This window comes from Streptomyces sp. NPDC001153 (assembly GCF_053598315.1).
The window spans coordinates 67,912-81,058 of the sequence record NZ_JBSFJZ010000011.1; the positions used below are offsets into that span (position 1 = coordinate 67,912).

The 13,147-nt window shown below is 72.0% G+C and carries 14 protein-coding genes; 1 reads left to right on the forward strand and 13 read right to left on the reverse strand.

Annotation, left to right across the window (positions count from 1 at the left end; all coding sequences use genetic code 11):
• Positions 1-298: 298 nt before the first annotated feature.
• From ACWDEN_RS14755 to ACWDEN_RS14790, 8 genes are all read right to left on the reverse strand, one after another.
• Positions 299-913, reverse strand: a complete 615-nt coding sequence (locus ACWDEN_RS14755) for a TetR/AcrR family transcriptional regulator (protein ID WP_351608615.1) — start codon at positions 911-913, stop codon at positions 299-301.
• A gap of 30 nt (positions 914-943) precedes the next feature.
• A complete protein-coding gene (locus ACWDEN_RS14760; protein ID WP_450859198.1) occupies positions 944-2,002 on the reverse strand; it encodes an MASE1 domain-containing protein in 1,059 nt (352 codons plus the stop codon).
• A gap of 113 nt (positions 2,003-2,115) precedes the next feature.
• Entirely contained in the window at positions 2,116-3,450 is a 1,335-nt protein-coding gene (locus ACWDEN_RS14765) for a PP2C family protein-serine/threonine phosphatase (protein ID WP_450859200.1), read from the reverse strand.
• Between the two features lie 159 nt (positions 3,451-3,609).
• Complete coding sequence (locus tag ACWDEN_RS14770; protein ID WP_351608624.1) at positions 3,610-4,404, reverse strand: COG4705 family protein; 795 nt, start codon at positions 4,402-4,404, stop codon at positions 3,610-3,612.
• Between the two features lie 183 nt (positions 4,405-4,587).
• Positions 4,588-5,124 (reverse strand): NUDIX hydrolase family protein, encoded by a 537-nt coding sequence (locus ACWDEN_RS14775; protein ID WP_351608627.1) that lies wholly within the window; start codon positions 5,122-5,124, stop codon positions 4,588-4,590.
• Positions 5,125-5,131: 7 nt separating this feature from the next.
• Complete coding sequence (locus tag ACWDEN_RS14780; protein ID WP_351608629.1) at positions 5,132-6,307, reverse strand: amidohydrolase family protein; 1,176 nt, start codon at positions 6,305-6,307, stop codon at positions 5,132-5,134.
• 2 nt (positions 6,308-6,309) lie between these two features.
• Positions 6,310-7,713 carry a glutamine synthetase gene (locus tag ACWDEN_RS14785; RefSeq protein ID WP_450859203.1) on the reverse strand — a complete coding sequence of 468 codons (1,404 nt, stop codon included), beginning with the start codon at positions 7,711-7,713 and terminating at the stop codon, positions 6,310-6,312.
• A 79-nt stretch (positions 7,714-7,792) separates the two neighbouring features.
• Positions 7,793-8,605: an SAM-dependent methyltransferase gene (locus ACWDEN_RS14790; RefSeq protein WP_351608783.1), complete on the reverse strand. Its 813-nt coding sequence runs from the start codon at positions 8,603-8,605 to the stop codon at positions 7,793-7,795.
• 225 nt (positions 8,606-8,830) lie between these two features.
• Between ACWDEN_RS14790 and ACWDEN_RS14795 the strand changes: the two genes are divergently transcribed.
• Positions 8,831-9,691 carry a Cof-type HAD-IIB family hydrolase gene (locus ACWDEN_RS14795; RefSeq protein WP_450859205.1) on the forward strand — a complete coding sequence of 287 codons (861 nt, stop codon included), beginning with the start codon at positions 8,831-8,833 and terminating at the stop codon, positions 9,689-9,691.
• Here the strand turns inward: ACWDEN_RS14795 and ACWDEN_RS14800 are convergent.
• From ACWDEN_RS14800 to ACWDEN_RS14820, 5 genes are all read right to left on the reverse strand, one after another.
• Entirely contained in the window at positions 9,681-10,520 is an 840-nt protein-coding gene (locus ACWDEN_RS14800) for an SAM-dependent methyltransferase (protein WP_351608635.1), read from the reverse strand. The two genes, ACWDEN_RS14795 and ACWDEN_RS14800, sit on opposite strands and share 11 nt — an antisense overlap.
• 48 nt (positions 10,521-10,568) lie before the next feature.
• Positions 10,569-11,216, reverse strand: coding sequence for an endonuclease (locus tag ACWDEN_RS14805; protein ID WP_351608638.1), 648 nt, complete (start codon positions 11,214-11,216; stop codon positions 10,569-10,571).
• 2 nt (positions 11,217-11,218) lie between these two features.
• A complete protein-coding gene (locus ACWDEN_RS14810; RefSeq protein ID WP_351608640.1) occupies positions 11,219-11,563 on the reverse strand; it encodes a DUF3140 domain-containing protein in 345 nt (114 codons plus the stop codon).
• A gap of 30 nt (positions 11,564-11,593) precedes the next feature.
• Entirely contained in the window at positions 11,594-12,085 is a 492-nt protein-coding gene (locus tag ACWDEN_RS14815; protein ID WP_351608643.1) for a Dps family protein, read from the reverse strand.
• Positions 12,086-12,170: 85 nt separating this feature from the next.
• On the reverse strand, positions 12,171-12,980 hold the full coding sequence (locus ACWDEN_RS14820; protein ID WP_450859209.1) for an alpha/beta hydrolase: 810 nt from the start codon (positions 12,978-12,980) through the stop codon (positions 12,171-12,173).
• Positions 12,981-13,147 lie beyond the last annotated feature (167 nt).

The window sequence follows — 13,147 nt, forward strand, 5'->3', positions numbered from 1 at the left end:
GGCCGGGCCGCTGTGCCGATCGGTGAGGTCGTCGCGCAGCGCTCGCGCCGGGCGGCCGGTGAACGCCCGCGTCATCACGGTCTGACGGCGTGCCGGGTCAGCAGCGCGGCACGGTACGGGACCGGGGTCCCGGCTTCGTCGGCGCGCGGCAGGACAGTGCCCACCCTGACCGCAGCGGCCCCGGCCGCAAGTGCCAACAAGGCGCTGGCCATCCCATAGGCGGCCCGGATCAGCGGCATCGTCGACGCCGTCGTCCACCTCGAGAACGCGGGCGCCGCTGCATGAAACCGGCCGAAAATCAGACGGCCACTTCGTCCGGACGGCGTGCGGAGAGCAGCGACAAGCAGTTGTCCCACAGGGCTTCGAGGTGCTGGGTGTTGTTGTAGAGCTTGGCGAACAACACCTGGCCCTCGAGCTGGGCGACCACCGACCGGGCGGCCTCCCGGGTGTCCCCGACGGTGACGTCACCGCGCTGCCGAGCTTCGGCGATGACCTTGTCGACCATCTCCACCTGGGCCTCGAAGATCTGCTGCAGGCGTTCGCGGATGGGCTCGGTCTGGTTGCTCAGCTCCAGGGTGAGGTTGCCGAACATGCAGCCGGAGACGGTCCCGCAGGTCTGCTGGCCTGTGCGCAGGTCGGCCTCGGTCTCCTCGAAGAGCCGGCGCAGCCGCAGCAGCGGCTCCGCATCGCTTTGCAGGGCCCGCACCCAGTCAGCGCGCTGGGCTTCCCAGTGCTCGTCCAGCACGGCCAGGGCGAGAGCCTCCTTGGACTCGAAGAAGTAGTAGAAGCTGCCCTTGGGCACGCCGGCGGCCTTGCAGATCTCAGCCACGCCCAACGCTGAGTAGCCGCGCAGCTCGATGAGCGACTGCGCGGCGGTGAGGATCTTCTCCCTCGCATCACTGGTGCGTCCCATGGCTCTGAGGATACGACCGATCGCCTATGATTAATAGACCGGTCGGCTAGTCGCCTTCTCAGGGTTGGGGGGCGGCCTTGGTGGTGTCCGCGGGTCTGCGGGCTCCTTCTCGCCCTCCCTGTCGGGGACCATCGGGTGATGGTTGCCGGTGGCGATCCTGGCGGCCATCGCGGCGAGCTGCGCGCAGGCCCGCGCGATCTCCTGCTGGGCCTGGGTCCGCTCGCTGATGACCGCCGCGAGGAGGAGCGCGGTCAGCGCGGCAGAACCGTTGAAGGCCTGCAAGGTGATCATCCTGGTGAGCAGGTCCTGACCGGCGAACGGACCCGATCTCTCGGTACCGGCGATGATCGCGAAGGTCGACACGGCCAGCGCGCAGAGCGCGGCCCCGGCCAGCTGGAAGCGGAAGGCCGCCCAGATCAGCAGCGGGAACCCGAGGAACAGCAGGGGCGTGTGACCGGTCACGAGGAATCCGACGCAGGCCGTGGCCGCCACGAGCAGCAGCCCCTCCGCCCACCGGTACGGCCGCACGCCCTTCGGCCGGTGTACCGAGCGGAGGACCAGCAGGACCGGCGTGACCACCAGGACGCCCATCGCGTCGCCGGTCCACCAGACCGACCACGTCGGCCAGAAGTCGCCGCGGCTCAGCACCCCGGCGAGGACCAGGGTCCCGCTGCCCGTCGTCGCGCTGACCAGCATCCCGGTGAACGCGCCGAGGAAGATCAGCGCGAGCGCGTCCCGCAGACGGTCCAGGTCTTCCCGGAACCCCGTACGGCGGAGCAGCAGGTAGGAGCAGACGGGCGCGAGGGTGTTCCCCGCCGCGATGGCGAGGACGGCCGGGAGCGACGGTCCCAGTGAGATGTTGACCAGGAACGCGCCGAGTGCGATACCCGGCCAGACCCGCGGGCCGCGCAGGAGCAGGCTCGCCACCGCGATACCGCTCGGCGGCCACAGGGGGGTGACCTGGCCGCGCACCAGTTGCTGGAGCAGCCCAAGCCTGGCCGAGCCGTAGTACAGCGCGGCGATGACACAGATCTCCAGGAAGGCCGCCGGACCACCGCGCCGGAGCCATTGATGCCGCGCGACAGACATCGGGCGACCTCCGATTTGACATCGCTCTGAAACCCATCATCCGCCGGATCCCCCGGATCCTCCACGGCAGGCCGACCGGCCCGGGAGCGGCACCGAGCGGGTTCCCCAGGGGGTCAGGCGGGCGGGGTGCGCAGGGCGAGGATGGCCATGTCGTCGTGGCCGTCACTGGGGTGGCGGTCGGCCAGTGCCTGGACGAACTCCGGCAGGGGAAGGGCGGCATGGGCCTCGGCGAGACCGGCGAGTTCGCTCAGGCTCTCGTCGATGGGGTGGCCGGGGTGCTCGATCAGCCCGTCGGTGTAGAAGACGACGGTCGCCTCCGGGGGCAGGAGGCGGGAGTGGTCCGGGCGCGGCTGCTCGGTGTCGACACCGAGCGGCAGACCGGGCTCGGCGAGCAGATAGCTGACGTGGTGCTCACGGGTGATCAGCAGCGGCGGAACGTGGCCCGCGGTGCTCCAGCGCAGTCGCCAGCCCGGTCCCTCCGGTTCGATGCGGGCCAGGGTGGTGGTCGTGACGCGATTGTTCGTGATCATCTCCAGTGTCCGGTCGAGCTGGGCGAGGACCGCGCCGGGCGGACTGTTCTGGTCGAACACGAGAGCGCGCAGCATGTTGCGCGTGGCGGCCATGGCGGCCGCGGCCTGCAGATCATGGCCGACCACGTCGCCGATGACGACCGCCACGACGTCGTCGGGCAGGGGGATGGCGTCGTACCAGTCCCCGCCGAGCTGACTCGGCTCGGCGGCGGGCCGGTAGATGGCGGCGGCGGTGAACGGCCGCAGATCGGGCAGAGTGGGCAGCAGGAGCCGCTGGAACTGCTCGGCTCCGAGGCGAATCCGTTCGAAAAGGCGGACGTTCTCGATCGCGATGCCGGCGGCGCCGGCCAGGGCGACGACGACGTTCTCGTCGTGCTCGTCGAAGGGCTGTCCGTCGTACCGCTCGGAGAGGTAGAGGTCGCCGTAGATCTCGCCGCGCACGCTGATGGCGACGCCGAGCAGGGTGCGCAGGCGCGGGTGGCCGGCCGGGAATCCGGTGGAGGAGGGATGGCCGGGGATGTCGTCGATCCGCAGGGGGTCGGGGTAGCGGATCAGGTGGCCGAGGACGCCCAGACCACGAGGCAGTCCGGCCGTGGCAAGAGCCTTGCGTTCCTGCTCGGACAGACCGGCCGTGATGAACTGCCCCAGTCGTTCCCCGGACTCGTCGAGCACGCCCAGGGCCCCGTAGCGGGCGCCCACCAGGTTCATGGCGGTCGTCACGATACGGTGCAGCACCGCGGGCAGTTCCACCTCACGGCTGATGGCCACCACCGCGTCCAGCAGGCCCTGCAGCCGGTCCATGGAGGACAGCAGGGCACGCAGCTGCTCGTCGATCCGGCCCAGCTCGGAGCGAAGACGTATGTGCAGGTCGGGGAGGTACGGCCGGCTCGGCTGTCTCCCCGCCTTGTCTCCCGCCATTCCGGCCTCCTGACACGACCCCGGTCCATGCGGGACGGCAGCGTCACTTCGATTGTGGCATCGGTGCCCTGGACGGGCGGTATGACGGCGGCCGGCACGACAGGAGAGAGGGCCTCGCCGGCGCTGCCGGCGAGGCCCTCTGCGATGATGCGGGCGGTTTCAGGCGGTTTGGACGTCCTGGCGTGACACGGCGAGGTAGCCGACCAGCGCGAGAATGGCCACCGTCCAGGCCAGCGTCACCGGGCCCAGGCCGAAGTCCAGGCCGCCGCGCCTGCCGGGCAGCGCGATCCAGTCGGCGAGGGAGGCGCCCAGCGGGCGGGTGATGACGTACGCGGTCCAGAACGCGGTGACCGCGCCCAGCAGGCCGGCGCGGTGGGCGACGGCCGGGACGCAGATCGCCACGGCGAACAGGACGGCCGAGCCCAGGTAGCCGAGGCCGATCGTCGCGGTGAGGTCGCCCGCGGCGGTGCCCAGCGCGAAGGTGGCGAGGACGGCCGCCCAGTAGAAGAGCTCGCGGCGCCGGGTGCGGATGGAGTGGATGGACAGGGTGCGCTCGGACTTGTACCAGAAGACGAAGACGGCGGCCAGGGCGATCATGAACAGCGGGGTGGACAGGGTGTACGGGACGCCGAGGACGACGTGGAACGCATCCGCGGCCATCGTGCCGAACACGCTGACCATGACGATCGCCGTCCAGTAGATCCAGGCAATGTACCGGCGGACGGCGAACTGGAGCACGAGCGAGGCGAGGAACGCAAGGCCGCCGAGGCCGACCGCGGGGATGTTGCCCAGCGTGCGGGCCAGGAAGTCGAAGGCGGTCTCGCCCATGCCGGTGGTGAGGACCTTGATGATCCAGAAGTAGACGGTGACCTCCGGCACCTTGTTCGCGCTCTCACGTATGCGCGCGCGTGCGTGCCCGCGGGGGCGGTCGTCCAGGACCTGCTCTGTGCTCATGGCCTGCACTTTCGCACGCCCAACTGACCTTGCCCCAGATGCCTTTGCCATTGTTTTGGGGCTTCTGGTGCAGATGTTGTCACAGGCCGCCGTGGGCCTGACCGCAACCTGAACGCGTCGGGGAAAGCCCTGGCCGACGGCCTGACCGGCCTGATAGACAGGCGGGTCAGACGGCCGCCGACGTCAGAAGCTCAGGCCCATGTGCGCGAGCGCCTGCTTCAGCAGCACCCCGTGCCCGCCCGGCATCTCGCTCTGCACCGCCGGGGAGGCGGCCTCCTGCGGGCTGAACCAGACGAGGTCCAGCGCGTCCTGCCGGGGGCGGCAGTCGCCGCTGACCGGGACGATGTAGGCGAGGGACACCGCGTGCTGGCGCGGGTCGTGGTACGGCGTGATGCCCGCCGTGGGGAAGTACTCCGCCACCGTGAACGGCTGCAGGGACGGCGGGACCCGGGGCAGCGCCACCGGGCCGAGGTCCTTCTCCAGGTGGCGCAGCAGGGCGTCGCGGACCCGCTCGTGGTGCAGGACGCGGCCGGACACCAGGGTCCGGCTGACCGTCCCGTCCGGGCCGATCCGCAGCAGCACACCGATGCTGGTGACTTCGCCGCTGTCGTCCACGCGCACGGGCACGGCCTCGACGTACAGGATCGGCATCCGGGCCCTGGCCATTTCCAGCTCGTCACTGCTCAGCCAGCCGGGCGTCGTCTCGGTGATGTCAGACATTGCTTGATCATACTTTCCGGGTGGGGAGTCCGCTGGGATCGCGGGCCGGGTCGGATACGGGCGGTCCGTAGAGGCGCAGCGCGTTGTCACGGCCGGTCCAAGCCGCGATCCGCAGGGCGTCGGACAGGCTCAACTCGTCGGCGTCGACGCGCGTTTGGAGCAGACCGGCGAGCCCCTGCCGGAAGCACAGGGCGCCGAGGTGGTGGAATTCGGCCACCCCGTAGGCGTCGGAGCTGTAGAGCATCTTCCGGAACGGGGTGATCTCCAGCGCCTCCTCCAGCACCGCCCGGCAGCGGGCCGGGCCCGTGTGGTGCAGGGCGAGACCCACGTCCAGGTACACCTGCTCGAACACCGCGGCGAGGTAGGCGGCCTGGCGGTGGTACGGCCAGCAGTGCAGCAGCAGCACCGGGACCGTGCCGGACGTCAGCCGCAGCCAGTCGGTCAGCAGGGCCGGGTCGGCGTGGTGCAGCCGCAGGTCGGCGTCGCCGAAACCGGTGTGCAGCTGCAGCGGCAGACCGAGGTCCACGGCGGTCCACAGCAGGTGCCGTACCAGGACCGGATCGGTGAGCCGGCCGCCGTCCGCGAGCCAGCCCCGGGCGGCCCCGGTCACCTCGGCGTCCGCCGGGCGCGCCGGGTCCAGGGCGAAGCCGGTGCGGTAGGCGGCCACCGACTTCACCGCCACCACGCCCGGCCGGCGTACGGCGTCCTCGGCGGCGGCACGGAAACGGACCGCGTACTCACCCGGCTCGACGCCCCGCGCGGCCACCGCCTCCGCCACCTGCTCCAGGCGTACGACCTCGAACGCGGCGGCACCGGAGGCCTCCGCCAGCTCGGCCGGGGAGGTGAGCGGATGCGGGGCGTAGCCGGTGTCCACGAGGAACGCCCGTGCTGCCGCGGCCCGCAGGAAGCGACGGTTGACCTCCTGCGGGCCCAGTTCCGTGCGGCGGGCCACATAGTCGGCCGGCGGCGCGTGCCGGGGCAGGTCCAGCAGGGGCGCGCAGTGGCGGCGTACGGCCAGACCGGCCGGGGTGTCGAAGGGCGAGACGCCGGGCCAGGCCTCGCCCTCGGTCAGCAGCGAGGCGAACTCCGCGGGCGCGAGGCCGGCCGTCACGGCGCCGTGGCAGTGGTGGTCCACCAGCTCCAGCTCGGCGAGGGCCTCGTGGACGGGTCCCGGCGTCGCCATGGTCAGTACACCCAGCGGTAGGCCGCCGCCACCCGCGCGTCGTCCAAGCCGTCGACGGCCGCCGCCTCGCCGAGCCGTACGGCGGTCACCGCGTCCGCGAGCACCGGGCCCAGCGCCGCCCGCAGCACCTCGTCCGCCCGGAACTCCCGGGCGGCCTGGGACAGCGACTCGGGCAGTCGCCGTACGCCGAGAGCCGCCGCCTCGTCCGGGCCGTACCGGGCCGGGTCGCCGGTGATCTCCTCCGGGAGGGCGAGGGAGGACCCGATCCCGTCCAGACCGGCGGCGATGACGCAGCCGAGGGCGAGATAGGGGTTGGCGGCCAGGTCGACCGGCTTCACCTCCAGGTTGGCCTCCTGCTCGCGGCGGCCCGCCGAGCCGGTGATCACGCGCAGCGCCGTCTCGCGGGTCTCCCGGCCCCAGGCGGTGAACACTCCGGCCCACTGGGACGGTTTGAGCCGCAGATAGCTGGCGGGACTCGGCGCGGTGACCGCCGTCAGCGCGGGCAGGCGGGCCAGGATCCCGGCCGCGAAGGACTCCGCCTCGGGCGTCATGCCGTAGCGGCGCTCCCCGCCCGCGTGCAGGTTCACGTCCTGGCGCCAGCAGGAGACGTGGACATGGCCGCCGTTGCCGACCCCTTCGGCGGACACCGCGGGCGAGAACGACACCCTGAGGCCGTGCCGCTGCGCGACCGCCCGGATGGTCTGCCGGACCAGCACACTGCGGTCGGCCGCCGCCACCGGGTCCAGGGCGCCCGCCGAGACCTCGAACTGCCCGGCCGCGTACTCGGGATGCAGCTGGTCGACGGGCACGCCCTGGGCGTCGAACGCGGCCAGCAGATCGGCGGTGTAGTCGCTCAGCTCGACCTGCCGGATCGCCCCGTACGCCGGTCCCGACACCGCCGGCACGAACTCCCCGGGGGGTGCCGAGCCGAGCCCGACCGCCCACTCGACCTCGATCGCCGCCTTGAAGGCGAGGCCGTGCCGGTCGGCGGCGTCGGCGACGATCCGGCGCAGAAAGGTTCGGGCGCAGCCGGGGTGGCGCTCTCCCTCCTGGGTGATCCGGTCCACCGGCGCCCACGCCCAGCCGGGCTGCCCGGCCAGCTCCACCAGCCGGTCCAGGTCCGGGTAGAGCCTGAGGTCACCGTCCGGGGAGCCGAGGACGTCGGTGGTGACGATCGAGTCGCCCGCGAGGAAGGTGTCGAACACCGGGGACATGCCGACACCCCAGGACACGGCCGCCTCCAGCCGCGCAGTCGGAACCGTCTTCACCCGGCAGACACCCGCGGTGTCCACATAGGCCAGCACGATCCCGCGCACGCCCCGCGCGGCGAGGTCGGCGGTGAGTCCCGCGACCCGGCGCAGATCCTCCGGGCGCCCACCGGGCACGGGGTCGGCAAGGGTGGTCATACGTCCTCCTCGGCCATACGTCCTCCTCGGTGTCGGTCCCGCCTGCGTCCTGCTCGGCGTCGGTCCGTCCGTGCCGGCGTCAGGGTTTCACGGCCACGGCACCGAACTGCGGCACAGCGGCGGCGGATTCCGCCCCGGCGCGCCACTGCGAGCAGGGCACCAGACCCGGCTCGAGCAGCTCCAGGCCCTCGAGGAAGCCGGCGATCTCCGCGCGGCTGCGGGCGGTGATCGGCGGGGTGGCGTTGGCGTTCCAGAACTCCATCGCGGCCCGGTTGCCCTCGCCGCCCACGTCACTGTCGTAGGTCGGGTGGGTGAGGACCAGGTGGCTGCCCGAGGGCAGCGCGGCCATGAGCCGCCGCACGATGTCCCGGGCCTCGCCGGTGTCCAGGACGAAGTTCAGGATGCCCAGCATCATCAGCGCGACCGGCCTGGTCAGGTCCAGGGTCTCGGCGGCGCGCAGCAGGATGCCGTCCGGGTCGCGGACATCGGCGTCGACGTAGTCGGTGACGCCCTCGGGTGAGCTGGTGAGCAGCGAGCGGGCGTGCACGAGCACGATCGGGTCGTTGTCGACGTACACGACCCGTGACTCCGGGGCGATCCGCTGCGCGATCTCGTGGGTGTTGTCGACCGTCGGCAGGCCGGTGCCCACGTCCAGGAACTGCCGCGTCCCGCGCTCGGCGGCCAGGAACCGCACCGCCCGGGCCAGGAACTCCCGGTCCGCGCGGGCCACCGCCCGGATCACCGGGAACATCCCGGCGACGCGATCACCGACCCGCTGGTCGACCTCGTAGTTGTCCTTGCCGCCGATCCAGTAGTTCCACACCCGGGCGTTGTGCGCCACGGAGGTGTCCAGTTTCTCCGGTCCGGCTGTCGGGGAGTGGCCCTCGGTCACGTCGCCGCCCTTCTCCGGTTCTCGGTTCTCCGTCGTCATTGTGCCGCCCGGTGATCGCGCTGTCCCGGGAAACGCGCACCGTGGGCGGTTCGGGCCCGCTCCGGGACGTTTCGGTCCATGAACAACCGGTTCCGGGACGTTTCGGCGCACAAGGAACCGGTTCCGGGACGTCGCGGCCCATGAGGAACACTGGACCGGTACGCCGTCCCCGACCGGAAGCAGGACATGCCCGCCACGCCCACGCCCCTCCTCGACACCCCCGGCCTGCCCGCGGGCCCCGCCGACATCCGGCTGATCGTCACCGACATGGACGGCACGCTGCTGGACGACGACAAGCGGATCCCCGACGGGCTGTGGCCGATGCTCGCCGAACTGCGCAGGCGGGGCGTGCTGTTCAGCCCGGCGAGCGGCCGTCAGTACGCCACGCTGGCCGAGCAGTTCGCCGAGGTCGCCGAGGGCATGGTGTTCATCGCGGAGAACGGCACCTACGTGGTCCGCGACGGCGTGGAGCTGAGCTCCGACACGATGGACAGGGCCGTCGCCGCCGGGGTGGCCCGTACGGTACGGCGGCTGGTCGCGGGCGGCGTGGACGCCGGCGCCGTGGTCTGCGGCAAGCGGGCGGCCTACGTCGAGCGGACCGACGAGGCGTTCCTGGCGGAGGTGCGCAAGTACTACGCCGTGCACCGGATCGTCGAGGACGTCACCGCCGTCGAGGACGACGTGATCAAGGTCGCCCTGTTCGACTTCGGGTCCGCCGAGAACTCCACCGCCCCGGCCCTCGCGGAGTTCACCGCCACCCACCAGGTCGTCGTCTCCGGCGAGCACTGGGTGGACGTGATGAACCACACCGCGAACAAGGGCACCGCGCTGCGCGGTCTGCAGCGGGCGCTCGGCATCACGCCGGCGCAGACCATGGTCTTCGGCGACTACTTCAACGACCTGGAGATGCTCGACGCCGCCGAGTGGTCCTTCGCGATGGCGGGCGCCCACCCGGAGGTCGTCCGCAGGGCCCGCCACCTCGCCCCGTCCAACAACGACAACGGCGTGCTGCGCACCATCGCCCACGTGCTCGGGATCAGCGTGTAGCGGTGTGCGCGACCCCGGCCGGTGCCGGCCGGCGAAGGACGCCGACTCCGCCGTACAGCGAGACCGGCCCCGCGCCGTCCGCGGCTCGCTCGCCGCGCCAGGCGTCGACCGGTACGACGCCCGGCTCCAGCAGGTCGAGTCCCTCGAAGAACGCGGCCACCTCGTGCCGGGAGCGGGCGACCAGGGTCACTCCGCCCGCCGCGTACGCGGCGATGCCCTTCCGGACGTTCTCCGGCTCGAAGTCGGCCGTCATCATCGACAGCACCAGGCAACTGCCCGGCGCCAGCGCCTCGACCAGGGTCGACACGACCTCGTGGGCGCCGTCCTCGTCGGCGACGAAGTGCAGCAGCGCGATCAGGGACAGGGCCACTGGACGGCCGAAGTCCAGGACGTGGGCGGCCTGTTCGAGAATGGCGTGCGGATCGCGGGCGTCGGCCTGCACATACTCCGTCACGCCCTCGGGGGTGCCGCGCAGCAGCGCGCCCGCGTGGGCCAGCACGATCGGGTCGTTGTCGACGTAGACCACCCGCGCGTCGGGCGCCACCGACTGCGCGATCTGGTGCAGGTTCGGCTCGGTCGGTATGCCGGTGCCGATGTCCAGGAACTGGCGGATGCCGGCCTCGGCGAGCGCGCGCGTGGCCCGGTGCATGAACGCCCGGTTGGCGCGGGCGGCCCGCGGCGCGCCGCCTCCGTCCACGGCCGCGATCTGCCGGCCGAGCCGCTCGTCGACGGGGTAGTTGTCCTTGCCGCCGAGGAACCAGTCGTACACCCTGGCCGGATGGGGCCGTGTGGTGTCGATCTCCTGCGCGGCCGGCTCGGTCCCCGTCACGTGCTGCTCCTTCACTCCCGCCGGGATGCGAGCAGCAGTCTGACACGATCATCCGGCGCGGCGCAGACAGTCTTGGGCCACCTCCTTGTCGAGTGCGGCCCGCACCAACGCGGCGGCCAGCACGGCCGGTTCGGTGTCCCCGGCGAGCTCGGTCAGCTTGCCCGCGTCCTTCGGCAGGCCGAGCCGCTGGGCCCCGGAGAGCGCCTTGTCGTCCAGGTAGGGCGCGATCTCGTGCCAGACGCGCTGGGCCTCGCGCAGGAAGATGTCGGCGCCGGCCGGGCCGATCCCCGGCTCCTCCTGGAGCAGTTGCCTGAGCTCGCCGGTGTCGCCGTGCGCCTCCTCGTGCAGCCGGCGCAGGTCGCCTGACCAGCGGTCCAGCAACAGCTCGGCACCGTCGCCGAGTTGGGTGGCGGTGCGCTCGTCGTAGCGCCGGTAGCCGCCGCGGCCGAGCGCGTCCACCCGCTGCTGCCAGTCCGCGTCGGCCATGCGGCGCGGGCTGTCGAGGTGGTCCTCGTGCAGGGCCTGCGCGGCGGCCACCGCGACCGAGGCGCGGATCCGGGCGCTGAGCAGCAGGGACAGCACGAGCAGCCGGTACAGCGGCTGCGGGGTGTTCGTCAGCCTGATGCCGGCCTCCTCGGCGTAGGTCTGCCCGTACTCCGACAGCAGCTCGCGCAGGACTCGTTCGTCGCGGTTCATGGCTACGGCTTGAGCGGGTCGTGGCCCAGTGTCATCAGCCGGTGCCGGCGGCGGGTGTCCTCCGGCGCCGTCTCCGGCTCCGGCTCGTCCTCCATGTCCACCAGGTCTCCGACCGTGTCGACGACCTGGTGCATCACGCGGACGTCGTCGTCGGTGAGATCCGTACGGCGCTTCTGGAGGATGGCGAGGACATGCTGCCCGGTCTCCGTGCCCGCCTGCTCGGGCAGCGGCTCGGTCTCCTCGTCGGCGTCCCGGACCCGCAGCCAGGCCGCGAGCTCCGCCGAGGTCATGTTCACCACGCGGTGGAAGTCCTCCCACAGCGCTTCGATTTCGAGGGAGTCGGCCATGGGTCGCCCCTTCCGTGCGGGGGTGTCGTACTAGCTGGAGGCGGTCGCGCGCGGCTGGTTCTCGGCCTCGAACATCCAGCGCTGCTTCTCCAGGTCGGCGGTGACGGAGATCAGCAGGTCCTGCGTGACGGGGTCGGGCTTCGCCGTGGCCGCGATCCGTTCGCGGAGCCGCCCGACGATCGCTTCGAGCGCCGACACCATCAGCTCCACGACCTCGGTGTCGCGCAGCCGGCCGTCCTTCGTGCCGGGCAGCGCGAAGGTCGCGGCGACGGTCTCGGGCCGGCCGTCCGGGGGCACGCCCAGCGCGGCGGCGCGCTCGGCGACCGTGTCGGAGTGGGCGCGGGCCGTCGCCACCACCTCGTCGAGCTGGAGGTGGATCGACCGGAACCGCGGTCCCACGATGTTCCAGTGCGCCTGCTTCCCGATCAGCGACAGTCCGAGCAGGTCCACCAGGGTCTCCTGCAGGGCGGTCCCGGTGACGCCGAGCGCCTCCTCGGGCAGCGTGCTCTTCATCACCGTCATGGTGCGTCCGTCCCCTTTCGTCGCTTGCGTACGGTCGTGTCCGCAAGGGCGGGTGCCCAGCGCTCGGGGGAGCAAACAGGCCTGATCAGAGGGGCAGTGACCGGTCCAGGAAGCGGATCACCTCGGCGAAGACCTCCTTCTTGTCCGTCTCGTGGAACACCTCGTGCCGCGCCCCGGCGAAGATCCGCTCGGTCAGCCGGGAACCGGCCAGCCGCTCCACGCCGACCCGGCTGCCGGGCAGCGGCACCAGCCGGTCGTCGTCCCCGTGCAGCCACAGCAGCGGCAGCGCCCCGATGTCACCGCCATGTTCGACGGTCCGCAGAGTGCGTGCGAACGCCTCCACCGTCGGCCGCTTCATCGGCCCGTGCCACACCAGCGGATCGGCCGCGTAGGCGGCGCCGACGGCCGGGTCCCTCGAGAGCGCGGCCGGGCTCACCGGGGTGTCCGGGATCTCCGGCAGGGCCAGCAGCCGCCCGGGCAGCTCCCAGGCGCCGATCACCGGTCCGGACAGGATCAGCGCGCTCAGCTCGGCGCCGTACCGCTGGGCGTACCGGGCCGCGATCAGCCCGCCCATCGAGTGGCCGATCAGGACCAGCGGCATGCCGGGGTGCGCGGCCCGGGCGAGGTCCGCCACCGTATGCACATCGGTGACCACGTCCTCGAAGTCCTCGATCAGCACCCGCTCCCCGGCCGACCTGCCGTGGCCGACGTGATCGGGCCCGTACACGGCCGCCCCGTGCCCGGTCAGTACCGCGGCCGGCTCGTCGTACCGGCGCGCGTGCTCGCCGTACCCGTGCACCACCAGGGCGAGGTACCGCGGCGCCGGGTGCGGCCACTCGTGTACGGCGACCGGTCCGTGGGTGCCGTCGACGCTGTGCTCGCGGACGTGGGGCATGTCTCCTCCGGGTGACGCGGTGAAGGTCCGGGAGGATCTTCCCAGCAGGCCGGTCGGCGGTCTATAGTCCAAAACTAGCAGTGCTAATTAAGTGTTCCCGAGTGTCACGTGTTCCCGTGTGGTCCGCTGATCGACAGTGCCGTCGATCGGTCGTAGGTCAGGAGTCG

Bases quoted from the DNA above. Each gene is read 5' to 3' on its own strand.
- ACWDEN_RS14755 (WP_351608615.1), bottom strand. From the start codon at position 913: ATGGGACGCACCAGTGATGCGAGGGAGAAGATCCTCACCGCCGCGCAG.
- ACWDEN_RS14760 (WP_450859198.1), bottom strand. From the start codon at position 2,002: ATGTCTGTCGCGCGGCATCAATGGCTCCGGCGCGGTGGTCCGGCGGCC.
- ACWDEN_RS14765 (WP_450859200.1), bottom strand. From the start codon at position 3,450: ATGGCGGGAGACAAGGCGGGGAGACAGCCGAGCCGGCCGTACCTCCCC.
- ACWDEN_RS14770 (WP_351608624.1), bottom strand. From the start codon at position 4,404: ATGAGCACAGAGCAGGTCCTGGACGACCGCCCCCGCGGGCACGCACGC.
- ACWDEN_RS14775 (WP_351608627.1), bottom strand. From the start codon at position 5,124: ATGTCTGACATCACCGAGACGACGCCCGGCTGGCTGAGCAGTGACGAG.
- ACWDEN_RS14780 (WP_351608629.1), bottom strand. From the start codon at position 6,307: ATGGCGACGCCGGGACCCGTCCACGAGGCCCTCGCCGAGCTGGAGCTG.
- ACWDEN_RS14785 (WP_450859203.1), bottom strand. From the start codon at position 7,713: ATGACCACCCTTGCCGACCCCGTGCCCGGTGGGCGCCCGGAGGATCTG.
- ACWDEN_RS14795 (WP_450859205.1), top strand. From the start codon at position 8,831: ATGCCCGCCACGCCCACGCCCCTCCTCGACACCCCCGGCCTGCCCGCG.
- ACWDEN_RS14805 (WP_351608638.1), bottom strand. From the start codon at position 11,216: ATGAACCGCGACGAACGAGTCCTGCGCGAGCTGCTGTCGGAGTACGGG.
- ACWDEN_RS14810 (WP_351608640.1), bottom strand. From the start codon at position 11,563: ATGGCCGACTCCCTCGAAATCGAAGCGCTGTGGGAGGACTTCCACCGC.
- ACWDEN_RS14815 (WP_351608643.1), bottom strand. From the start codon at position 12,085: ATGACGGTGATGAAGAGCACGCTGCCCGAGGAGGCGCTCGGCGTCACC.
- ACWDEN_RS14820 (WP_450859209.1), bottom strand. From the start codon at position 12,980: ATGCCCCACGTCCGCGAGCACAGCGTCGACGGCACCCACGGACCGGTC.